Annotated in this window: 17 protein-coding genes and 1 pseudogene; 6 read left to right on the top strand and 12 right to left on the bottom strand. The window is 65.1% G+C overall.

Features of this window, described 5'->3' with window-relative positions:
- Nucleotides 1–119: 119 nt before the first annotated feature.
- Both BMX57_RS01635 and BMX57_RS01630 read right to left on the bottom strand, forming a co-directional pair.
- Nucleotides 120–878 (bottom strand): DsbA family protein, encoded by a 759-nt coding sequence (locus BMX57_RS01635; protein ID WP_092361877.1) that lies wholly within the window; start codon nt 876–878, stop codon nt 120–122.
- Nucleotides 875–2,248 carry a M48 family metalloprotease gene (locus tag BMX57_RS01630; RefSeq protein ID WP_092361875.1) on the bottom strand — a complete coding sequence of 458 codons (1,374 nt, stop codon included), beginning with the start codon at nt 2,246–2,248 and terminating at the stop codon, nt 875–877. Before BMX57_RS01630 ends, BMX57_RS01635 begins: the two co-directional genes overlap by 4 nt.
- Between BMX57_RS01630 and BMX57_RS01625 the strand changes: the two genes are divergently transcribed.
- Together BMX57_RS01625 and BMX57_RS01620 are read left to right on the top strand one after the other, a co-directional pair.
- Nucleotides 2,247–3,416, top strand: coding sequence for a pyridoxal phosphate-dependent aminotransferase (locus BMX57_RS01625; protein WP_092361873.1), 1,170 nt, complete (start codon nt 2,247–2,249; stop codon nt 3,414–3,416). The two genes, BMX57_RS01630 and BMX57_RS01625, sit on opposite strands and share 2 nt — an antisense overlap.
- A 42-nt stretch (nt 3,417–3,458) precedes the next feature.
- On the top strand, nt 3,459–4,676 hold the full coding sequence (locus BMX57_RS01620; RefSeq protein WP_092361871.1) for an N-acetylmuramoyl-L-alanine amidase: 1,218 nt from the start codon (nt 3,459–3,461) through the stop codon (nt 4,674–4,676).
- A gap of 4 nt (nt 4,677–4,680) precedes the next feature.
- On the opposite strand, the gene BMX57_RS01615 is transcribed toward BMX57_RS01620, so the two are convergent.
- Nucleotides 4,681–6,075, bottom strand: a complete 1,395-nt coding sequence (locus BMX57_RS01615) for a hypothetical protein (protein ID WP_092361869.1) — start codon at nt 6,073–6,075, stop codon at nt 4,681–4,683.
- Between the two features lie 249 nt (nt 6,076–6,324).
- Here BMX57_RS01615 and BMX57_RS01610 point away from each other — a divergent pair, with 249 nt between their 5' ends.
- A complete protein-coding gene (locus BMX57_RS01610) occupies nt 6,325–8,817 on the top strand; it encodes a penicillin-binding protein 1A (protein ID WP_092361867.1) in 2,493 nt (830 codons plus the stop codon).
- Between the two features lie 218 nt (nt 8,818–9,035).
- Here BMX57_RS01610 and BMX57_RS01605 read toward each other — a convergent pair.
- Nucleotides 9,036–9,545, bottom strand: a pseudogene (locus tag BMX57_RS01605) (aminoglycoside phosphotransferase family protein); the annotation flags it as partial.
- 139 nt (nt 9,546–9,684) lie between these two features.
- Between BMX57_RS01605 and prfB the strand changes: the two are divergent.
- Complete coding sequence (gene prfB / locus BMX57_RS01600) at nt 9,685–10,812, top strand: peptide chain release factor 2 (RefSeq protein WP_092361863.1); 1,128 nt, start codon at nt 9,685–9,687, stop codon at nt 10,810–10,812.
- Nucleotide 10,813: 1 nt separating this feature from the next.
- Here prfB and BMX57_RS01595 read toward each other — a convergent pair whose 3' ends face one another.
- Nucleotides 10,814–12,901, bottom strand: a complete 2,088-nt coding sequence (locus BMX57_RS01595; protein WP_092361861.1) for a calcium-binding protein — start codon at nt 12,899–12,901, stop codon at nt 10,814–10,816.
- A 361-nt stretch (nt 12,902–13,262) separates the two neighbouring features.
- Here BMX57_RS01595 and BMX57_RS01590 point away from each other — a divergent pair, with 361 nt between their 5' ends.
- A complete protein-coding gene (locus BMX57_RS01590; RefSeq protein WP_092361859.1) occupies nt 13,263–14,045 on the top strand; it encodes a DUF2189 domain-containing protein in 783 nt (260 codons plus the stop codon).
- A 24-nt stretch (nt 14,046–14,069) separates the two neighbouring features.
- On the opposite strand, the gene BMX57_RS01585 is transcribed toward BMX57_RS01590, so the two are convergent.
- From BMX57_RS01585 to BMX57_RS01575, 3 genes are all read right to left on the bottom strand, one after another.
- On the bottom strand, nt 14,070–14,285 hold the full coding sequence (locus tag BMX57_RS01585) for a hypothetical protein (RefSeq protein ID WP_092361857.1): 216 nt from the start codon (nt 14,283–14,285) through the stop codon (nt 14,070–14,072).
- The gene (locus BMX57_RS01580) at nt 14,282–15,439 is read right to left on the bottom strand and encodes an aromatic ring-hydroxylating oxygenase subunit alpha (RefSeq protein WP_092361855.1); all 1,158 of its coding nucleotides are present in this window, start codon (nt 15,437–15,439) and stop codon (nt 14,282–14,284) included. The genes BMX57_RS01585 and BMX57_RS01580 overlap by 4 nt, the downstream gene beginning before the upstream one ends.
- A gap of 105 nt (nt 15,440–15,544) precedes the next feature.
- Nucleotides 15,545–16,342: a helix-turn-helix domain-containing protein gene (locus tag BMX57_RS01575; RefSeq protein ID WP_229724148.1), complete on the bottom strand. Its 798-nt coding sequence runs from the start codon at nt 16,340–16,342 to the stop codon at nt 15,545–15,547.
- Nucleotides 16,343–16,583: 241 nt separating this feature from the next.
- Between BMX57_RS01575 and BMX57_RS01570 the strand changes: the two genes are divergently transcribed.
- Entirely contained in the window at nt 16,584–16,958 is a 375-nt protein-coding gene (locus tag BMX57_RS01570; protein ID WP_092361851.1) for a hypothetical protein, read from the top strand.
- 24 nt (nt 16,959–16,982) lie between these two features.
- Here BMX57_RS01570 and ilvN read toward each other — a convergent pair whose 3' ends face one another.
- The 4 genes from ilvN to BMX57_RS01550 form a co-directional block, all read right to left on the bottom strand.
- Nucleotides 16,983–17,543 carry an acetolactate synthase small subunit gene (gene ilvN, locus BMX57_RS01565; RefSeq protein WP_092361849.1) on the bottom strand — a complete coding sequence of 187 codons (561 nt, stop codon included), beginning with the start codon at nt 17,541–17,543 and terminating at the stop codon, nt 16,983–16,985.
- A gap of 35 nt (nt 17,544–17,578) precedes the next feature.
- Entirely contained in the window at nt 17,579–19,330 is a 1,752-nt protein-coding gene (locus BMX57_RS01560; protein ID WP_092361847.1) for an acetolactate synthase 3 large subunit, read from the bottom strand.
- 340 nt (nt 19,331–19,670) lie between these two features.
- Nucleotides 19,671–20,318, bottom strand: coding sequence for a response regulator transcription factor (locus BMX57_RS01555; protein WP_092361845.1), 648 nt, complete (start codon nt 20,316–20,318; stop codon nt 19,671–19,673).
- The gene (locus tag BMX57_RS01550) at nt 20,315–21,745 is read right to left on the bottom strand and encodes a cache domain-containing protein (protein ID WP_092361843.1); all 1,431 of its coding nucleotides are present in this window, start codon (nt 21,743–21,745) and stop codon (nt 20,315–20,317) included. Before BMX57_RS01550 ends, BMX57_RS01555 begins: the two co-directional genes overlap by 4 nt.
- Between the last annotated feature and the right edge of the window lie 12 nt (nt 21,746–21,757).

The raw sequence follows: 21,757 nt of genomic DNA, 5'->3' as shown, positions 1-21,757 counted from the left end.
GCTTTCGCAAGAGCGTAGGACGGATCCCGCACGGCGTCATCCGCGGCGCGCGTAGCGGTTGAAATCAGGCCGATTTTCGCCGGTCCGCCCCTGGCCCGCGGCGTGGTGTGGCGCGCGGTTCAGCCGCGGTCGTTGCGGATTTCGTTGACCAGGTCCAGCATCCGGTCGGCCGGCAGGTAGCCGCGCAGCATCTCGGAGTCCAGCACGAAAGTGGGCGTGCCCGAGATCTTCAGTTCCTGCGCCAGCGCCCGGGTGCGGGCGATCTGTTGGGTCACGGCCTCGCCCTCCATCGCCGCCAGGATCGGCTCGACATCCAGGCCCAGACCCTCGCCGATGCGGCGCAGGGCGGTGTCGTTCACGTCGCCGTCATAGGCCATCAGAGCGTCATGTACCTGCTTGTAGGCGTCGTCGCCGGCGACCTGCTTGGTGGCGATGGCAAAGCGCGAGGAGATCATCGAGGCTTCGCCCAGGATGGGGAATTCCTTGATCACCAGCCGGATGTTGCCGTCCTCTTTCAGCACCTGGTCCACCTCCGGCACCGCACGGCGGCAAAAGCCGCAGCGGTAGTCCATGAACTCGACCAGCGTCACGTCGCCGTCGGGATTGCCGCCGACCCAGGAATAGCCGTCGTTGAACAGCTCGTCCGCCTTCGCGGCGACCAGCTCCTCGTCGGCCAGCGCCTCGGCCTCGGCCTGTCGCTGTTCGAGGATGTTGATGGCCTCGACGATGACCTCGGGGTTCTCCAGCAGGTATTGCCGAACCTCGGCGCCGAAGGCGTCACGCTCCTGGTCGGAGAGTGCGGTGAGGTCCGAGGCTCCTGCCGGCGCGGCGAGCAGGGACAGGGCAGCCAGGCCCGGGGCAGCATAGCGGAGCATCATCGTTTCCTCTTTTCTGCGTTTTCGGTTGCAATGAGCACATCTTCGGCACGTTGCCAACCGGTCGATCCGGTCGGCAGCTGTCCGATGGCCCGTTTGGCGTGTATCTGCGCATCGTCCATGCGCCCCTGCAAGGCATAGCGTTCCGCCGTCACCAGCGAGGCCATGCCGTTCTGCCCGGATCGCGCATAGGCCATCGCCAGGTCGCGCATCATCCGTGTGTCGCGGTAATCGCGGGCCCGCGCCCGCTCCAGAACCTCCAACGCCGCGTCCGGCTTTCCCGAGGCCAGCAGCGCCCGGCCATAGCCGGCCAGGATCAGCGGTTCGGTCGGGGCCAGGTCCACCGCCCGGCCATAGGCGGCCACCGCTTCGCCGACCCGGCGGTTTTCGATCAGGATCTGGCCCTTGAGCTCGTAGTAGAACGGATCCTCGGGCCGCAGGGCCAGCGCCCGGTCGATTTCCCGCCGGGCCGCGCCGAGGTTCTGGCTGCGGTGATGGGCGATAGCCAGGCGCATGTGGCGGATGTCGGCGTGACGCTCGTTTGTCGCGCGTCGCTGGGTCCATTTGGGGCTGCGGGTGAAGGCCGAGACCTTGCCCTGGATCCGGGCGAACCAATAAGCGGTCTCGGGCCGGGTGTCGGGCTGTGGGCCGGCCGCGTCCAGGTAACTCTCGGCGGCGCGGAGCCGGTCGCGGGTCAGCGGATGCGAGCGCATATAGGGGTCTTGGGCGGCCGGGCTCAGGTTCTCCTGCCCGGCAAAGGCGCGGTGCAGGTCGACCAGACCCTGCAGGTCGATGTCCGAGGCGCGCAGCAGGCTGGCCGCAGTGCGGTCAGCGGCGGATTCCTCGGCCCGGGTGTGGCTGAGAAAGCTGCGCAGGGCCGAGCTCTGGGTGCCCGTGGCGATGCCGGCCGCGGCCTCTCCGGCACCGGCCGCCCCGGCCAGGATGGCCAGCGCCAGGCCCAGGCCGGCGGCATTGCGTGCGCTTTGCAGGTTCTGCATGCGCCGGGCGATATGGCCGTTGGCGATATGCGCCGCCTCATGCGCGATCACCGCCTGCAGCACATCGGCCCGGTCCACCTTGAGGATCAGACCGTAATTGAGAAAGATTGCATTGTGGTCCAGCACGAAGGCGTTGAACTTGCCGTCATTGACCAGCAGGATCTTGACCCGTTTGGGGTTCAGCCCGGCGGCGCGCAGCACCGGAAAGGCCAGCTCGCGCAGCCCGTTCTCGATATCGGGATCGCGCAGCAATGTCAGGGCGCGGGCGGGCAGCGCGGTCAGCAGGCACAGGGCCAGGCCCAGCACGAGGGTCGGGATTGACGTCCGCCGGGTTCCGCGTTTCAAGTCCATCAGCGCAAAATGGGAGAAGGCCATGCGAAACTCAACCCGGTCCGAGGTCGATCCCTTTATCGTGATGGACGTGATGGAGGCCGCGCGCCGGGCCGAGGAGGGCGGGCGGCGCATCATCCACATGGAGGTCGGCCAGCCCGGAACCGGCGCGCCGGCCGGCGCAATCGAGGCGGTGGCCGGCACGATGCGGCAGGACGCGATGGGCTATACCGTTGCGCTGGGTCTGCCGGCGCTGCGGCGGCGCATCGCGCGGCTCTACGGCGAGTGGTACGGGGTCGACCTGAACCCGGACCGGGTGGTGGTGACGCCGGGTTCGTCCGGCGCCTTCCTGCTGGCCTTCACGGCCCTCTTCGACTCCGGCGACCGGGTGGGAATCGGCGCCCCCGGATACCCGTCCTACCGCCAGATCCTGACGGCGCTGGGGCTGCGCCCGGTGGACATCGAAACCGCGCCCGGGAACCGCCTGCAACCGGTGCCCGCGGATCTGGACGGGCTGGACCTGGCCGGGCTGATGGTGGCCTCGCCGGCCAATCCCACGGGCACCATGCTGGACCACGCGGCAATGGGTGCGCTGATCGAGGCGGCGCGGGCGCAGGGCGCCAGCTTCATCAGCGACGAGATCTATCACGGGCTGGAATACGAGAACCGGGCGGTAACGGGGCTGGAGCTGTCGGACGAGCTCTACGTGATCAACTCGTTTTCCAAGTATTTCTCGATGACAGGCTGGCGGGTGGGCTGGATGGTGGTGCCCGAGGACCATGTGCGCGTGGTCGAGCGCATCGCCCAGAACCTGTTCATCTGCCCACCGCATGTCAGCCAGGTCGCGGCCCTGGCCGCGTTGGACTGCGAGCCGGAATTGCAAGCAAATCTGGATATTTACAAGGCAAACCGAAAGCTGATGATCGAGCGGCTGCCCAGTGCCGGGTTCACCCGCTTCGCGCCACCTGACGGGGCGTTCTACATCTACGCGGATGTCTCGGACCTGACCGATGACAGCCGCGCCTTCGCGGCCGAGATCCTGGAGCAGGCCGGCGTGGCGGTGACGCCGGGGCTGGATTTCGATCCTGTGCGGGGCCATCGCACCTTGCGTTTCTCCTATGCGCGGGCGACGGCGGATATCGAGGAAGGTCTGGCCCGACTGGCCGATTTCATGGCGCGGCGCGAGCGGGCGTTCCCAACCCCGGCGCGCTGAGGTAACGTGAGCGCCAAAAGCCGAGGCAAGAGACCCGAGGGCATGAGCAGACTGATCTCCATTCTGGCGCTGATCTGGGCGCTGACCGTTCCTGCCGCCGCGCAGGAGTTTACCGGATTCGCGCGTATCGACAGCGCGCGCAGCCGGATCTCGGATGCTGGTGCGACGGATGTCCGCATCGACCTGTTCCTCAGCCAGGGCGTGCCCTACCGGATCTTTACCCTGGACGCACCGCCGCGCCTTGTGCTGGATTTCCGCGAGGTGGATTGGGGCGATCTGGATCACGACACGCTGCAGGCGTCCGGAATCGCGGGTGTGCGGTTCGGCACCTACCTGCCGGGTTGGTCACGCATGGTCCTCGACCTCGGCGCGCCGATGAACGTGGTTCAGGCCGGTCTCGACATCGACGACGTGACCGGCCGTGCGCATCTGGGCGTTTCGCTCGCGCCGGTGAGCGCCGAGCGGTTCGCCGCGACCGCGGGCGCCCCGCGCGATCCGCGCTGGGATCTGCCGCCCGCCGCCCCGATCGAGCCCTCCCCGCACCGCGGCCCCGACGGGCCACTTGTCGTTGTGCTGGATCCCGGACATGGCGGCGTGGATCCCGGTGCCGAGGTGGACGACGTGGCCGAAAAGGACCTGATGCTGATCTTCGCCCGCGAGCTGCGCGAGTTGCTGCTGCGCAGCGGCGGCTTCGAGGTGATCCTGACCCGCGACGGCGACCATTTCGTGTCGCTGGAGCGGCGTATCGACCTGGCGCATCGGGCGGGTGCCGATGTGTTCGTGTCGCTGCATGCGGATTCGCTGGCCGAGGGCCAGGCGCATGGCGCCACCGTCTACACCTTGTCCCAGGACGCCTCGGACGTGGCGTCGGCCAAGCTGGCGGAACGCCACGACCGGGACCAGTTGCTGTCCGGCGTCGATCTGAGCCACGCCGACGATCAGGTGACCGGCGTACTGTTGGATCTGGCGCGGCAGGAAACCCGGCCGCGCAGCGCCGCGCTGGCGCAGTCGCTGGTGGATATGATGACCCGGCAGGGCGGCCCGATGAACACCCGGCCGCTTCGCTCGGCGACCTTCTCTGTTCTCAAGGCCGCCGACATCCCCTCGGTGCTGGTCGAGATCGGCTTCCTCTCCAGCCCGCGTGACCGGAAGAACCTGAACGATCCGGACTGGCGCGCGGGCATGGCGCGCGGCGTCCGCAACGGCCTGCGACAATGGCTGGCCGAGGACCGCGCGCGGCGCGCCCTGGTGCGTCAGTAGCGCCTCAGGCGCTCTGCTTCTCGGCGGCGGCAAGGGCCTTGTCGATCTCGCCGCGGATCTCCCTCTGATGCGCGGCCAGGATGTCTGTGCCGACCTTCTCGGCCAGGCCCTGCTTCTCGATCTCGCTGGTGATCTTCGAGATGGCCTTGGCCTCGGATGAGGCCCCGTCCAGGGCGTCGGCCACGATGCGCTCCAAGTCATTGAGATACCCGGTCAGCGCCTTGGCGATGGCCCGGCCGGTAAAGAACTTGTGGGCCATGCGGATCAGCGTCTGCAGCACGATCTCGCTGCCGATCTTGCGCGGCAGGCCCGGATGGCGGCTGATGATCTCCTTGATCCCTTCGCCCGCCCAGCGGTTCGCCGTGGGCCAGAGGCGCTTGCCGATCCAGCGGGCGTTGACCATGCGCGCGGCCAGCCGGTCGCCCACGCCCGCCATGATGATCTTGCCGACCTTGCCGCCGATCCAGCCCGAGAAACCGCCGGCAATGCTGGCGAAGGTCACCCGCTTGAGCGAGCCGTAGACGCCGCCTTCCTTGGTCCACTGGCCCTTGAGGATCAGCCCGTTGGCGATTTCCTGAACTGTGTTCTTGGTGGCGGCCACGCCGGCGCCGGCAGCGGTCGGATTGACGCCGTTGGTCACCAGGATCAGTTGCACGATGTCGAAGGCCCCGTCGCGCAGATCGACCGAGATCTCTTCGCAGATCTTGGCGCTCTGGCGCAGTTCCTTGCCCAGGATGTTGATATCGAAGGCCACCGCATCCAGCGCGATCTTGGCCTGTTTCATCTGCTTGAGCGCCTTGAGCAGCTTCTTCTGGTCGGTTCCATAGGTCAGATCGACCAGCTTGCTCACCTCGGCCGAGGCTTTCTTGAGCGACTTTGCCGGTCGGTCGATATCTGCATCGGGCGTCACCGCCTTGACGAAGAATGTCCAGAACCCCTCTTTCATCTCGCGATACTGCGCCTGGTAATTGCGCAACGTGTCCATGAAACGCATGACTTCGGTATGCAGGCGCGACTGGATCGCCGAGACCGCATGGTCCATCTGGTCCTCGGTGAAATTGTAGGTCTTGCCGCGCCACTTGACCTGATAGACCTTGCCCTTGAGCGGCACCTCTTCCTCGGGGGCCATCATTTCGGCGATCTTGCGCGGCGCCATGTCGAGCATCTTGAAGGTCTTGGACCCCGGTTCGATCACGCTGGTCACGCGGGTCTTGGCCACCTCCTTCTGGAAATGCCCGATGGCGGTGATGGTGGGCTGGTCGATCTTGCCGCTGGTGCGCGGCTTCTTGTAGCCGACCGCCTCGGCATGGTCGCCCAGCATCTGCTGGATCAGCTTGACGTCCTTGGGATCGTTCACGGCGGTCTTGCCCGCGCCGACGGGAGACTTGATCTTGGGCATAACTGTAGCTTTCCGAAACAAAAAATGACTTGGAACGCCACGCACCGAACCCGGCCACGTGACGTGCGGGCCTTAAATTGCCGTCCAGACTACACCAAATGCGCATCTGCGCCAAATTCCGCGCCGCGACGTAGCCCTTGCAACGGCGCCGACTTCCGCGCATGAGCGGGCGGCTGAAACACGCCTCGTGTTTTGACGCCCGATCCGTGCGACACTATATAGAGGCCACCTTCAACAAAGGGCTGCAACGTGATCCGGTTCATCCTCTCCTTCTTCGGAGCGATCTTTGGCCTTCTGACGCTGGGCATCTTCATGGCCGCGCTGACGCTGGGCGGCATCTTCTGGATGTATGCCCGCGACCTGCCCAGCCATGAATCGCTGGCGCAGTACGAGCCACCGACGATCAGCCGGATCTACTCGGGCAAGGGCCACCTGATCGACGAGTTCGCACAGGAACGCCGCCTGTTCACCCCGATCGAAACCATTCCCGACCTGGTGAAGCAGGCCTTCATCTCGGCCGAGGACAAGAATTTCTACAGCCACAAGGGCTATGACCTGCGCGGCATCGCCGCCGCCGGGATCGAAGCGGTCCGCTCGCGCGGGGAAACCGTGCGCGGCGCCTCGACGATCACCCAGCAGGTGATGAAGAACTTCCTGCTGTCCGGCGACCGCCGCGCCGAGCGCAAGATCAAGGAGATCATCCTGGCCGCGCGTCTCGAGCACACGCTGGACAAGGAGCAGATCCTCGAGCTTTACCTCAACGAGATCTACCTGGGTCAGAACTCCTATGGCGTGACCGCTGCCGCCCAGACCTATTTCAACAAGACGCTCGGCGAACTGGCCCCGCACGAGGCGGCCTTCCTGGCGTCGCTGCCCAAGGCGCCGTCGGACTATCACCCGGTCCGCCGCAAGGAGCGTCTGCTGGCACGGCGCAATTTCGTCCTGCGCGAGATGGAGGAGAACGGATTTCTCGACGAGGCCACATACGAGGCCGAGCGCGCACAGCCGCTGCGTTCGGTCCAGAACGGCGATTTCGAGAGCTTCCGCACGGCCCTGCCGCCGCGCGACTACTTCACCGAGGAAATCCGCCGCCAGCTGAGCGAGGATTTCGGCGAGGGCGAGTTCTTTACCGGCGGCTTCACCGTGCGCGCCACGATCGACGAGGAATTGCAGGTCGAGGCCGCCGAGGCGCTGCGTCGCGGGCTGCAGAAATACGACCGCTCGCGCGGGGCCTGGCGGGGCACCGACAAGACCATTCCCGCCGATCAGCTGGAGAGCGAAGAGGCCTGGCGTGCCGCGCTGAACGAGGCGGACGTGCCGCGCGATATCGAACTGGACGGCACCTGGCACCCGGCGGTCGTGCTGGAAGTGGGCGAGCAGCAACTGCGCGTGGGTGTCGAGGATGCCGCGGAAACCGGCACCGTCCCGCGCTCGGACATCGAATGGATGCGCGGTTCCTTCGTCGACAATTTCGAGGCCGGCGACGTCGTGCTGGTGCGCGCCACCGAGACCGAGGGAACCTGGTCGCTGCGCCAGGTGCCTGAGGTGCAGGGCGGTTTTGTCGCGATGGATGTGAATTCCGGCCGCGTCCTGGCGATGCAGGGCGGGTTCTCCTACCAGGATTCGGTATTCAACCGCGCCACCCAGGCGCAGCGCCAGCCCGGTTCCTCCTTCAAGCCCTTCGTCTATGCCGCCGCGCTCGACAGCGGCTACAGCCCGGCCACCATCGTGGTCGACGCGCCCATCGAGGTGAACACGCCCCAGGGCCTGTGGCGGCCCAAGAACTCGAGCAACCAGTTCTATGGTCCCACGCCGCTGCGCACCGGGATCGAGATGTCGCGAAACCTGATGACGATCCGCCTGGCGCAGGAAGTGTCGATGCCCGTGGTCGCGGGTTACGCCGAGCGGTTTGGGGTCTATGACCACATGGGCCCCTACCTGGCCAATTCGCTGGGGTCCGAGGAGACGACCCTCTACAAGATGGTGTCGGCCTACGCGATGTTCGCCAATGGCGGCGAACGGGTCGAGCCGACCCTGGTGGACCGGATCCAGAACCGCCACGGCGAAACGATCTATCGCCACGATGACCGCGATTGCGTCGAATGCACGGATGCCTCGATCCCGCGCGACTCCGCGCCCCGGATCGTCACACGGCGCGAACAGGTGATGGACCCGGTGACGGCCTACCAGCTCAGCTCGATGTTGCGCGGCGTGGTCGAGCGCGGCACCGCCAGTCGGGTTATCAACCTGCCGGTTCCGACCGCCGGAAAGACCGGCACCACCAACGAGTCCAAGGATGTCTGGTTCATCGGCTTCACCTCGAACATCGTGGCGGGCTGCTACATGGGCTATGACCAGCCGCGGCCGATGGGGCGGGGGGCCTATGGCGGCACCATGTGCGGCCCTGTGTTCCAGGAGTTCATGACCGAGGCGGTGAAGAAATACGGCGGCGGTCCCTTCGACGTGCCCCCGGGCGGCCATTTCATCAAGATCGACCGTTATACCGGCGCCCGTCTGCCCGACAGCGCCAGCGGCGCCAATGTCGTGGCCGAGTATTTCCGCGATGGCGAACAGCCGATCTTTGGCCTGACCTATGACGGCGGCTTTGCGATGGGGTCGAACCTGCCGCTGTTCGACGAGGTGGCGACCTCGGGCCAGCAGGTCACGACCTCGACCGGGCAGCAGACCACCGTTGGTCCCAAGGCCAATTTCGGCACGGTCAGTTCGGGCGGGCTCTACTGACCTGCCAGGCTCAGCAGCTTCTCCAGCAGCGCCGCCTCGCGTTCCCCTGACAGCCGGCCCTGCGCGCGCCAGGTGATCGACTGGGCGCATTTCACCACGGCCCAGCGCCGCAGTGTTTCGGTGGGAACGTCCAGCGCCCGGGCGAAGCGCTCGGCGCGCGCGGGCAGGCCGCCAGCCCTACGCGATCCCCGAGGATTGCGCAGGGCATTCGCCAGCTCCTAACCGCGGTCGCCCAGATAGCCCTTGGCGTCGAAAACACGCGGCCCTTCCGGCGTCATAATCACGTTGTCATGGTGCAGATCGCCGTGCAGCGGGCGGGGGTCGGCCTGACTGGTGAGAAGGCGGTCCGCCAGGAATTGCGCGCGGGCCATGTCGCGTCGCAGGCCCGTGGGACAGTCGGGCGCGGCGCGCAGGTCAAGGAGCGCCCGGAAACTCTCGGCCAGTGGCGTCAGCCCGGTGATCCGGGGCAGGGGCGGGTGATGCAACGCCGCCGCCGCTTCCGCCAACAGGCGGTCGGCCCGCACCGGCGCACCGGCGCGCGCGATGTCGCCCAGGCTGGGACCAGTCAGACGCGCCATGACAACGACACGCCCCGAATCCTGCAGGATTTCGACCGCGCCGCACCCTCGCATCGCCGCAAGATACCGGGTGCCCGCCGCCTCGTTGCCGCGATCGGCGCGCGCATGGAGCTTCAGCACAAGGGCGCGCCCATCCGTGCTGCGCACCGCCCAGACCCGCGCAAACCGTAGCGGTCAAGGATCTCGGCAGGCGGGTCGGTCATTTCCGGCAGCACACCTTCAGGTGATCTTGTGACTGGGTCTGCCACTTGGTATCACGCAATCCGCACAAGCCAAGTCAGGACAACCCATGCGCGCCGAGACCCAGAATATCGTGGCAGAGATCGAGAAGTCGCTGGAGCTTCTGGCCCAGCGCATGGATTACGAGACCGCACCGCACCGGCTTGAGGAATTCAACGCCCGTGTCGAGGACCCCAACCTCTGGGACAACCCCGATGCCGCGCAGAAGCTGATGCGCGACCGCCAGGCGCTGGTGGATTCTATCGAAACCTACGAGCGCATCCGGCAGGAGCTGACCGACCATGTGGAACTGATCGAGCTGGGCGAGGCCGAAGGCGATGACGAGGTGGTGGCCGATGCAGAGGCCGCGCTGAAGTCGCTGCAGAAGACCGCCGCCGAAAAGGAGCTTGAGGCGCTTCTGGACGGCGAGGCCGATGGCAACGACACCTTCCTTGAGATCAACGCCGGCGCCGGTGGCACCGAGAGCTGCGACTGGGCGGCGATGCTGGCGCGGATGTATGTCCGCTGGGCCGAGAAGAAGGGCTACAAGGTCGAGCTTCAATCCGAGAGCGCCGGGGACGAGGCAGGCATCAAGTCGGCCGCCTACAAGATCTCGGGCCACAATGCCTACGGCTGGCTGAAATCCGAAAGCGGCGTGCATCGCCTGGTGCGCATCTCGCCCTATGACAGCGCCGCCAAGCGACACACGTCGTTCAGTTCGGTCTGGGTCTATCCGGTGGTCGATGACGACATCGAAATCGACGTGAACCCGGCCGATATCCGCGTGGACACGTATCGCTCCTCCGGCGCCGGCGGGCAGCACGTGAACACCACAGACTCGGCCGTCCGGATCACGCATATCCCCACCGGGATCGTCGTCACCAGTTCGGAAAAGTCCCAGCACCAGAACCGTGACATTGCCATGAAGGCCCTGAAATCAAGGCTCTACCAGCAAGAGCTCGACCGTCGCAACGCCGAGATCAACGCCGCCCACGAGGCCAAGGGCGATGCAGGCTGGGGCAACCAGATCCGCTCCTATGTGTTGCAGCCCTACCAGATGGTGAAGGACCTGCGCACCAACCACGAGACCTCGGACACCAAGGGCGTGCTCGACGGCGACCTCGACGGGTTCATGGCCGCCACGCTGGCGCTCAACGTCTCGGGCAAAAGCCGCGCCGAAGCGCAGGGCGAGGATTGAACTAGAGGCCGTCGGTCAACCAATAATCGATCCCGTCGGGCGTAATTTCCACTTGGCCCAATGTATCGAGATAGCGGTCGGCCATGTCCATTTCATAGGCGTTCTCGCCGGATGATGTGCGCGGGTTGTCCGAAATCCTGAAATGGCCCTCAGCTGCCTGTCGTGGTGCATTCATGAAGATCAGATCAATTCGGTCGGTCTCTGCAGTCCAGGTGGGAATAAACTCATCCCGGTAGGTCAAAATCGAAAAGCCCGGCCGATCAGACCCTAGGGCCGGTCCATTGCTGTTGCTTTCACCGAGGGTATTTGCGCCGACCTGGCCACCGCGAAATTCGCCTACGAGATCCAGGATTCGAATTCGACCGCCTTGTCCATCCGAAATGATTACATCTTGTCCGTCCGTCGACATCTCCAAAGTTCCACGGAAGGAAGAGTGAAAGACCAAGAGGTCATCATTGTCGGGGTCAAAGTCTAGAATGATCGTCTCGCCGATGTCTTCTACTCTACCAGCTGAAGAATCGAACCCGAACACGAAGTCGTCTCCGCCTGACCCACCAACCATTACTGTCCGCCCCCTATCCGCGAACAGGGCGTCGCTCCCGGATCCCCCATCCAGGTAGTCGTCGCCCTTACCCCCGATCAAACTGTCGTTGCCGGCGCCGCCGAACAAACCACCACCCGGGATCCCGGGAGGCGCGTTGGCGGGAGGTATTTCCGACTGCGACGCGTGACCGTAGTGACGGCCGTTTTCAAAGTCGAAGAAAGAAATCCCGTCATTTCCTACCCCCCCGAACAGGAGATCATTGCCCGTACCTCCGACCAGTAGATCGATGCCAAGGCCGCCACTCAAAAAATCGTCGCCGCCTCCACCGGTCAAAACGTCATTGTCCATCCCACCAAAAAGCCTGTCGTTGCCCGTTCCTCCGTTGATCCGATCATCGCCCATATTGCCGAACAAAAGGTCGAAACCGCTTCCTCCGTCTAGTAGGTCCGCCCCGGTAAGCCCGACCAGGCGGTCGTCGCCCGATCCCCCCCAAAGCTCATCATCGCCGCGTCCTCCCATGAGGAAATCGTTGCCATGTTCACCCAAGAGGAAATCGTCTCCAAGGCCCCCATGCAGATCGTCACCACCGGATCCGCCAGAGATAGTATCGTGGCCCAAACCGCCAAACAGGCTGTCGGACGACACGGCTTCGTTCCGGTTGTCATCGTAATTGTCACCCCAGATTGAATCGTTGCCGCGCCCGCCGATGACTAGATCGGCGCCGTCGTTTCCAACGAGGAGGTCGGCGCCGGTACCGCCAAGTAGAGTATCGCTGCTCCCTCCTCCGAGAAGTGCGTCGATTCCCGGTCCTCCGACCAGAAAGTCTTGCCCGCGGCCTCCTCGAATGTCGTCATCACCGAGGCCGGCGAAAACGAGGTCGTCGTCGTCGCCCGCCAGAACGAGATCCGAACCGGGTCCAGCCCAGACCGTGTCGTTTCCCGACCCCGCGATGAGCGCATCGGTTCCCCCGTTACCGGCAATCCGATCATTCCCGTCATCGCCGTATATGACGTCGTCGCCACGTCCGCCTGACAGATCGTCGCTGCCGTCCAGCCCGCGCAGCCAATCCTGGCCGCTCTGTCCGAAAAGAACGTCATCACCACCGTGTCCAAGCAGCTCGTCGTTTCCGCTGCCTCCGAAAATGAAGTCATCGGCGGCTAGGCCTAGAAGAAGATCGTCACCCTCACCACCGGCGATCAGGTCTCGACCGTCTTCTCCGTTTATGGTGTCTTGCCCGGGGTCTCCGGCCAACTGGTCGTTTCCCGGACCGCCGATTAGAATGTCGTCGCCTTCCCCGCCGAACAACGTGTCAAATCCGTCGTTCCCGTTCAGGCTGTCCCGGCCGCCGAGTCCCTGGAGCAGGTCGTGACCGTCGCCGCCAGATAGTTCGTTGTTCCGAACCGTCCCCAAGAGATAATCGTGTCCCGCAAGACCGATCGCACCCTGCGGGCCGAACAAGGTAAGTGAGACCCGATCCGACCTATCGGTTCCGATCCAAAAAGGCCCGTGGGCCGGTTGGCCGTTCCATGGAACGTCCGAGACCATTCATACACCTTTGCTCAAGGGCCCGGTGACCGCGCAACAACGTCAATCCCAAACTCGGTCCGGCTCACCAAATGCCGCGAACGGAGACCCTACCGAAACTGGCGCACTTATCCACAGATCTTCTCAATTCACCCTACGTTTAGGGGGTTACAGTGTTCAAAGAAGACACTTTGGCCAACCACACGGGGCGAGTGTTTCCGGTTCGGAAACGTTGACGTGTGCATTTCTCGTTGCCAGGCCGCCACCTCCCGAGCAGTTCCAGTTTGAAAGCGCATGCGCGTTGCATCTTTTTTGCCTGATGCCGCGCGGCTATGTTCGATTCCGTCCGATGCCGTTGCATCGCCCTGGAGGCCAGGAAGAAATGCGAGGTGCGTCTTTGGAAAAGGAATTCGGCGTTCCATCCCTGAGGCCGGCCAGCACCGAGATGCTGCGCAGGGCATTGCGGCGGGGATGGGCGGATTTTCGGGCCGCGCCGTTCTACGGTATCGTGTTCGCCGGCTTCTATGTGTTCGCTGGCTGGGTCCTTGCGTGGGTCACGGCGCAGACCGGGACCAGCTTCTGGCTGGTCCTGGCTGCCATCGGATTTCCGCTGATCGGGCCGTTTGCGGCGGTGGGGCTCTACGAGGTGTCGCATCGGCTGGAGCAAGGGCTGCCGCTGCAGCCCGCGGCGATCTTCGGGGTCGTGTTCCAGCAGAGCCGGCGGCAGCTGCCGTCCATCTGCGCGGTGATCGTGGTGATCTTCATGTTCTGGTTCTTCCTCGGCCACATGATCTTTGCGCTGTTCCTGGGGCTCAGCACGATGACCAACGTATCATCCTCTTACGAGGTGTTCCTGACGCTGAACGGGGTGGCGATGCTGGCGGTGGGCACGGTTGTCGGGGCGCTGTTTGCGCTGTTGCTCTACATGCTCACGGTGCTGGCGATCCCGATGCTGCTGGATCGCGAGCTGGATTTCGTCAGTGCGATGATCGCGAGTTTCGGCTTTGTGCAGGCCAACGCGCCCGTGATGCTGGCCTGGGCGGCCTTTATAGCGGTGGCGACATTTGCCGCCTTGATCCCCTGGTTCCTGGGGCTTCTGCTGGTGTTGCCCTGGCTGGGCCACGCCTCGTGGCACCTGTATCGCCAGATCACGGAAGTCGGGTGAGATTTCGGCCGTAACCTTTTGTTTTTAAGGTGTTTCGCATCCGAGTACGGCAAGCCGACGGCGGAGATGTCCGGCCGTGGGCAGCCCAGCTTCGAGCGCGTGGACATAGGCGTGGGTCAGGTAAAAGGCCATTGCCTGCCGGGTCTCGGCCCGGTCCGCGGCCTCGGTATAGAGGCGCACCAGCGCGGACCGGTCCTGCGCGGCATGGGCCGCGTGCAGCCGGTCGTCGAGATCGGTCATTCCGCGGCGAGCCGGCCCCGATGCGCCTCCAGCCGCCCGGCCACCCAGTCGTGGAACAGATGCGTGGGCCCGTCCATGACCGGCGAGAACCGGCCACCATCGAAACCGGGCGCGGCGCGGCCGCGCTGCATGCCCTCGACGACAAAGACATCCTCTTCGAAGACCAGTTTCCACTGGGCCGCGTTGCGCGCGCGCAGGTCCGGGTCGGTGTCGGGGGTGGGGTAGAGCAGATGGACATGCTCCGACGTGCGATCCTGCGCCTCGGGCACCAGGATGATCGCGAAGGCATGGTCGCGATGCACGCCGAGCAGGACGTTGGGATAGACGGCAATATATTCCGCACCGGTGTCCCACTTGTCGCTCAGCCCATCGAAATCGGCAAAGACCGATCCGTCCTCGGCCTTGAGCTGGCGATAGACCAGCGTGCCCTGTCCGGAATACCGGCCCGGCGCCTCGATGTGATAGTGATCTTCCAGCCGCGAATAGCTGTTCAGCCCGGGATGCACCCATGGCAGGTGGTAGCTTTCGCAGTAATTCTCGACCGCCAGTTTCCAGTTGCAGGTCACGTCCAGCCGGAAGGTGCTGTCGGGGCCGCCGTGATGCAGCGGCTTGTCGAACTCGGCCCAGCGGGACATCAGGTCGGCATGGGCCTCTTCGAACTCCACGGCCGTGCCCGAGATGTTGATCCACACGACGCCCATCCAGACATGGCTGCGCACCTCGATCAGGCCCAGCGTGTCGCGGTCGATGCCGGCATGGATGTTCTGCCCCGGACCACCCACATGAGGGGTCGAGACCAGCCGGCCTTGCGTCGAATAGCACCAGCTGTGGTAGGGGCAGCGGATGGCGCCCTCGATCTTGCGGGGCGCGTCGACCAGGATCATGCCGCGATGCCGGCAGATGTTCTGGAACACCCGGACGGTGCCCGCGCGGTCGCGCAGCAGCAGCAGCGGCATGCCGAGAAATGTGAGGGGCACCGCATCTCCCGGCGTGGGAACATCGCCCTCGGCCGCCAGCCCGGCCCAGCCGTCGGCGATCAGGGCCTGGTTCTCTTCGGCAAACACGCCCGGGTCGGTGTAGTGGGCGTTGGGCAGGCCGTTGGCGCGTTCGATGGGTTGGCGGACATCGGCGAGGGTGGTCGGGGTCGACGGCATGGCGGGCTCCTGTGAACGCGCACAGTCTGGCCCGAACCGGCCGCCCGCGTCCGACTTGTCCGCGACACGGCCTGCCTCACAGCGACATGCGGGGACCGCCGGCCGCTACTGGAACGGCAGGTCGGGCCGCAGAAGGCGCCGGTGGAACGGCATCAGCCGGTCCTCGGGCAACAGGCCGGCCGTTCGCGCCGTGTGCAGGATCTCGGCGGTCTCCGTGCCCAGGTGCTCATAGACCATGCGGGTGATCCGGGTCTCGGTGACGCTTTCCCGGACGCTTCTAGTCACGTATCCGGTCCAGAACCGATCCTGCATCGCGGCGCTCCTGGACAGGAAGTTGTAGGAGCCGGTCGCGCCGTTGCGGCCCGAGATCAGCAGGGCGATGCCTTCGCCCTGCCGGCTGATGCTGCCGCGGAACTCGCGGGCGCGTGGGTCGCAGGGCAGGTGTTGCTGGCGCAGGGCCTCCTTGGCCTCGTAGCCGCGCACATAGGCAAAGCCGTTCTTGCGGAACACATAGACAAGGCCCACGACGAAGCGCGTCGTATCGACGAAGCTTCGGCGTGCAAACCTATAGAATCCTGACGGAAAATCCGATTCACGCAGATTTTCATGCGAGCTGCCCAGGAAATCCGCCAGGATCGGACCGGTGAGGATCTGGCCCCCGGTCACGATCTGGTCGACCGGTTCCAGAAGGATCCGCGCATCGACACCGAAAAAGCGGCAGATCCGGTCCAGAACGTCGGGGCGTGGAAAACTCTCGCCCGACAGGTACCGGTTGAACTGCGTCCGGTTGATCCCCAGCTTGCGCGACAAGTCCGAAATCGAGTTGTGCGACTTCGACAGGCGGCGCAGATTCTGGCCGAAGACGTTGCGCAGCTCGGACGGGTTTCGAGGGGAATTGAGCAATGGCTGACCTGAATACTGCTGCAATTTGGGGTGAACACTCTGGGGTTGCATAGCCAACTGGCCGGCAATCGTCGATAGGTGCCTCGGGGTGACGTTCATGGGCGTCACCGCTGTCGCCGAAGCGCGTCAGTGAACTATGCCGTTTGCCACAAAATGCAAGGGCGAGACGCGGAATAAACCATGTCTGTCATTGAGAAATTATCACAGAGTTAACAAAAAAATGGGGCGATCGGGATAGATCATGAATGGTGTAGTGCTTTGGAGCGATCCGGCAGCCGGAAAGGCTGTCGTCTGGTGCGAAGATCAGGGGGATCTCGCCTATTATCAAACAGGAAGCGGCGAAGAGGCCGTCGCGCTGGATGTCGGCGACTGGATCATTTTCGATCTGGAAACCCGCAGGCAGCAGCGGCTGGTGCGCAATCCGCGCCGCGTGGGCCAGGGAGGCAGCCGCGAATTGCAGGGCTTGCTGCAGGACGCTGCCCAGGACGCGGATGCGCCCGCAGATCAACAGGCTGCAGAGGCGGGCAACTGCCGGCCGGCGCGGGTGATTCCCTTTGCGCCGGTTCGTCGCCCCCGCGTGGACGGCCCGCATGTGGTGAACGCGCGCCGGGCCTGACAGCCCGGCGACAGGGCGCGGCGGTCAGTCGCCGCGCAGCAAGGCGGCGACACCGGTGCGGGCCAGCTCGCTCAGGCCCAGCGGCCGCATCAGGTCGGCAAAGGCGTCGATCTTGTCCGGGGCGCCGGTGATCTCGAAGACAAACGAGTTCAGCGTGCTGTCGACCACGTTGGCCCGGAAGATGTCGGCCAGGCGCAGCGCCTCGACCCGCTTTTCACCGCTGTTCACCACCTTCAGCATGGCCAATTCGCGCTCGACCGACGCGCCCTCGACGGTCAGGTCATGCACCTCATGCACCGGCACGATCCGGCCCAGCTGCGCCTTGATCTGCTCGATCACCTGCGGCGTGCCGGTGGTGACGATGGTGATCCGGCTCAGGTGTCCGGTATGGTCCACCTCGGCCACGGTCAGGCTTTCGATGTTGTAGCCGCGGCCCGAGAACAGGCCGATCACACGGGCCAGGACGCCGGGTTCGTTTTCCACCAGAACCGCAATCGTGTGACGCTCCTGCACGTCGGAAAACGTCGGGCGCAGGTTGTAGGCCGAATGCCGTGTTGCGCCTTTTTTGATATGTAGGGCAGACATTTATTGTCCCTTCTTTATCCAGTTTCCGGCCGGTCTCAGACCAGCACCGAGCCTTTGGTGTCGATCACGCCCTGCGTCTCGGCCTCGCCCAGCAGCATCTCGTTGTGCGCCTTGCCGCTGGGGATCATCGGGAAGCAGTTCTCGTGTTTCTCCACCAGGCAGTCGAAGATCACCGGCCCGTCATAGTTCAGCATCTCCATGATCGCATCGTCCAGGTCGGCGGGATCCTTGCAAAGGATGCCCTTGGCGCCGAAGGCTTCGGCCAGTTTCACGAAATCGGGCAGCGCCTCGGACCAGGAATGCGAATACCGCTCGCCATGCAGCAGCTCCTGCCACTGGCGCACCATGCCGAGGCGTTCGTTGTTGAGGATGAACTGCTTGACCGGCAGGCGATACTGCACCGCCGTGCCCATCTCCTGCATGTTCATCAGCCAGCTGGCCTCGCCCGCGACATTGATGACCAGCGCCTCGGGATGCGCCATCTGCACGCCGATAGAGGCGGGGAAGCCATAGCCCATCGTGCCCAGCCCGCCGGAGGTCATCCAGCGGTTGGGATCCTCGAAGCCCAGGAACTGCGCCGCCCACATCTGGTGCTGGCCGACCTCGGTGGTGATGTAGCGGTCATGGTCCTTGGTCAGCGCCTCGAGCCGTTGCAGCGCGTATTGCGGCTTGATCGACTTCTCGCTGTTGGTGAAGGCCAGGCAGTTGATCTTGCGCCACTCGGCCACCTGCATCTGCCATTTCCGGATGGCCTCGGCGTCGGTCTTGCGCCCGCGCGCCTTCCAGACCTTGAGGATGTCCTCGAGCACATGCGCCACGTCGCCGACGATCGGGATGTCGGTCTTGATGACCTTGTTGATCGAGCTGGGGTCGATGTCGATATGCGCCTTCTTGGACTTGGGGCTGAAGGCGTCGATGCGCCCGGTGATGCGGTCGTCGAACCGCGCACCGATATTGATCAGCAGGTCGCAGTCATGCATCGCCATGTTGGCCTCGTAGAGCCCGTGCATCCCCAGCATCCCCAGCCAGTGCTGGCCCGAGGCGGGGTAGGCGCCCAGACCCATCAGGGTCGAGGTGATGGGAATGCCCGTGGCCTCCACCAGCTCACGCAGAAGCTGGCTGGCGGCCTTGCCGGAATTGATCACGCCGCCGCCGGTATAGAAGACCGGGCGCTTGGCCTTTTCGATGGCCGCGACCAACTCGGTGATCTCCTCCATGTCGCCCTTGACCGGCGGCTGGTAATGCGAGGCGGTCGGCTTGGGCCCGGCATAGCTGCCGGTGGCGAACTGCACGTCTTTGGGGATGTCCACCAGAACCGGGCCGGGGCGGCCGGCGGTGGCGACGTGGAACGCCTCGTGGATGGTGGCCGACAGGCGGTCGGTGTCCTTGACCAGCCAGTTGTGCTTGGTGCAGGGCCGGGTGATGCCCACCGTGTCGGCCTCCTGGAAGGCGTCCGAGCCGATCATGAAGGTCGGCACCTGACCGGTCAGAACGACGATGGGGATCGAATCCATCAGCGCGTCGGTCAGACCGGTGACGGCATTGGTCGCGCCGGGGCCGGAGGTGACCAGGACCACGCCGGGCTTGCCGGTGGACCGGGCATAGCCCTCGGCGGCATGCACCGCGCCCTGTTCGTGCCGCACAAGAATGTGGCGGATGTCGTTCTGCAGAAAGACCTCGTCATAGATCGGCAGCACGGCGCCGCCGGGATAGCCGAATACCGTGTCCACGCCCTGATCCTTGAGGGCCTGGACCACCATCTTTGCGCCGGTCATCTCACGTGTCATGTGCCTTGCTCCATAAGCGACATCCGTCTGTTCCGCATAAAAAAAGCCCCCGAGGGTTCGGAGGCGCATGGGTAGGGTTATGGTCAACCGTTACCGGCCCATGCGCGTTGGTCCCACGATTACGACTAGTGCGTTCACTGTCCCCGGCTCCTTCGATGCTGCGGCGCAGATTATGGTCGGGGGCAGGGGGCGTCAACCGGCAAAAGGGTGAATTTCGTGCTGCACGACGCAATAATCCGACATTTTCTTACGCGGCGCGCGGGGCAGGCGACATTTCCGCCAATCCGGCGCCGCGCTGCAGGGCGGCATTTCTCGCCGTGCGCGCGAGTCGGCGAACGGGTCAGAGCCGGCCGCCTGTGCCCTGCAGAACGCCGTGTTCCAGCGCATAGCGGGTCAGGCCCGCGGTCGAGGAAATGCCGAGCTTGCGCTTGATGTTCTTGCGGTGCGTTTCCACCGTGCGTACGGAAATATCCAGCGCGATGGCCACTTCCTTGTTGGACCGGCCCTTGGCCAGCTGCAGCAGGATCGTCTGCTCGCGCCCCGTCAGCGCCTGCGGCTGGTCGTCGTCCCGTGGCTCCAGCGACACCCGCGCACCGGTGCACAGATACCGCTCGCCGCGCAGCACAGTGTCGATGGCCTGCTTGATCTCGTCGGTGGGCACGTCCTTGAGCACGTAGCCCCGCGCGCCGTGGCTGAGCGCGGTCGAGATGTATTGCGGGCTGTCATGCATCGACAGGATCAGGATGCAGGTCTCGGGCGCCTGTTCCAGCAGCATTTCGGTGGCGGTCAGCCCGCCCAAGCCGGGCATGTTGAGATCCATCAGCACGACATCCGGCCGCAGGTGCGGTGTGCGCTCCACCGCCTCTTCGCCGGTGGTCAGGGTGCCCACGACCTCGATGTCGTCATAGCTTTCCAGGATCGACTGGATGCCCTCGGCCACCATCGGGTGGTCGTCGACGATCAGGACGCGGGTCGGGGTCTGGCTCATCTGCTGGCCTCTTTCATGTTCGGCGCCTCCTCCTCGGGCGGCAGCAGGTGGCTCAACGGCAGGCTGGCCTCGATCACGGTGCCGCCGGGTTTGCCCTTGGTGGACAGGATCCGCAAGGTGCCGTCAAGCTGTTCGATCCGCTCCTGCATGTTGCGCAGGCCCAGCCCGGTACCGCGTTCGTTGCCCGGCGGCAGGCCCCGACCGTTGTCGGTGATCCGCATCGTCGCGCCGCTCTTGTGGCCGCGCAGGTCGATGCTGACATGGCTGGCGCCCGAGTGCCGCTCGATATTGGTCAGCGCCTCCTGCGCGATCCGGTAGAGCGCGATCTTGCTGTCCTGGTCCAGCCGGTTGCGGAACACCACGGTCGAGAACTCGGTCTCGATCCCGGTGCGCTCGGCGAAATCCTCGGTCAGCGCGCGCAGCGCCGGCCCCAGGCCCAGATCGTCCAGCACGCGGGGCCGCAGGTCGCGGCTGATCCGGCGAACCTCGCTGATGGCGCTGCCCAGGTTGTCGATGCCCGTGTTCAGCGGCTCCCGCGCGGCGTCCCGGTCGCCCCGGTCCAGCCGCCGGCGGGCGTTGTCCAGCGCATAGCGCACGCCGACGAGGATCTGGCTGATGCCGTCATGCAGCTCGCGCGCCACGCGCCCGCGCTCTTCCTCCTGGGCGTCGAACACCCGCTGGGTCAGCCGCTTGAGCTTGGCATCGGCCAGCCGCCGCTCGCGCGTGTTGAGCAGCATGCCCGAGGCGAACACGATCAGCAGGGCGGCCAGGACGATGCCGCCGATATAGAGAAAGGTGCGCCGCGTGCGGGCCTCGACCTCGGCGCGCTCGGTGGCGACGGTGGCCAGCACATCGTCGATGAAGACTCCGGTGCCCACCGCCCATTGCCAGTCCTGCAGGCCCAGAACATAGGCGATCATGCGTTCCTCGCGGCCGGTCGATGGCTTGGGCCACAGAAAGGTGTGATAGCCCGAGCCCTGCCGCGCCAGTTCGATCAGCTCGTCCACGATCGGCGTGCCCTCGCTGTCGGTCAGGCCGGTCATGTCGCGGTTGATGAACTCGGTCCGCCGGGGATTGACCAGGTTCGTGCCGTCATAGTCGTAGACGAAGAACGAGCCCTCCTTGCCATAGATCATCGCGGCCAGGATCTGGGTCACGCGGTCCTTGGCCTGCTGGTCGTCGGGGGCGGCGGGGCCGTAGACGAAGTAGAAGCCATTGCGCGCCTGGGTGACATAGTTGCGCAGTTCGGCCTTCTTGGCCTCGAGCATCCGGTCCTGCAGCGCGCGGATCTCGCGCTCGGCGGTGGCGCGCGCCTCGTAGGCGACGACGGCGGCAATCGCGGCCACCGCCACCACGAGCGGAATCGCGGCAATCAGCGAGAGTTTCTGCGCATAGGTAAGATGGATCAGGGACCGCAGCCGCGACATTGGCGAATCGTT

Origin of the sequence: Cribrihabitans marinus, assembly GCF_900109035.1 — a bacterium.
In the GTDB taxonomy this organism is placed as follows: Bacteria; Pseudomonadota; Alphaproteobacteria; order Rhodobacterales; family Rhodobacteraceae; genus Cribrihabitans; species Cribrihabitans marinus.
The sequence above is the reverse complement of the archived record's forward strand: the minus strand, read 5'-3'. Positions and strand labels throughout refer to the sequence as shown.